Source organism: Agrilactobacillus yilanensis, assembly GCF_003946725.1.
GTDB lineage: Bacteria > Bacillota > Bacilli > Lactobacillales > Lactobacillaceae > Agrilactobacillus > Agrilactobacillus yilanensis.
Map to the genome: position 1 here is coordinate 1 of NZ_RHOY01000041.1, position 1,011 is coordinate 1,011.

Here is a 1,011-nt window from a genome sequence, read left to right on the forward strand (position 1 = left end):
ACTTCAACTCCAGCCAGGGTACTTGCTGCCGTGCGTATGTTTTGAAATCCTGCTGACTGACGATGTCTTTTGATAAATCGATGATCTTGTTCAATTAAATTGTTGCGCTATTTGGAACATTGATGGGCCTTTAGGTCCATCAAACCGTCTTTAGCCACAGGTTTAATTGCTCTGAGCGTTGCGCCATAGTGGTGAACTAAGCGCATGATCGTTGTATGGTTTACCGAAACACCCCGATCAGCCATAATTTCAACGATATCACGATAGCTTAAATTAAATCTAAAATAATAGCCAACGGCTAATGTGATGATATCTCGATTAAAATGACGACCTTTAAACCCAATTCATGTCATCAACTCTCAAGAAATTTCTTTCATTCTACCAAATTATGGGTGCTACTAAAGCTTTGCACCAGAACCGTTTCTTGTTGGTGGACGATCTAGATTGTTAAAATAGTAAATTTATTTCTCAACAAATTTCATTAGTTCCTAAAAGGAGTATTTTTAGTTGAATTTGATTGACTTATTTTTAGAATGATTCTAAACTATATTTGGACCTTTTTTGTAAGTAGATTCATCTTATTATTTGTCACCCATCTATTAGGAGGCTATATTTTTTATGTCGAAGACAAAAGTTATTGTTGTTGGTGCCTCGCACGGCGGCCATCAGTCGGTTTTGGAACTTACTCACAAATACTCAAACCTAGATATTAAACTCTTCGAAGCGGGAGATTTTATTTCTTTTATGTCCTGTGGTATGGAATTATATTTAGAAAACAGTGTAACGAGTATTAATGATGTCCGTAATTTTAAACCTGCAGATCTCGAAAAATTTGGGACAGAAGTATATGCCAATCATGAAGTGACCAAAATAAATCCAGAAAATAAGCAAGTTACCGTGAAAGATTTAAGATCCGGTAAGATACAGAGCTATGATTACGATAAATTAATCTTAAGCTCAGGCGTAACTCCAAACGATTTACCCGTTCCTGGTCATGAGCTAAAAAACGTT

1 protein-coding gene and 1 pseudogene are annotated in these 1,011 nt (G+C 36.1%); one reads left to right on the forward strand and one right to left on the reverse strand.

The genetic code is table 11. From position 1 onward, the window contains the following. Nucleotides 1-344, reverse strand: a pseudogene (locus EKM93_RS13455) (DDE-type integrase/transposase/recombinase); the annotation flags it as partial. 274 nt (nucleotides 345-618) lie between these two features. Between EKM93_RS13455 and EKM93_RS13460 the strand changes: the two are divergent. Beyond that, the coding region (locus tag EKM93_RS13460; RefSeq protein WP_164507105.1) for an NAD(P)/FAD-dependent oxidoreductase at nucleotides 619-1,011 on the forward strand (393 nt) is incomplete at its 3' end.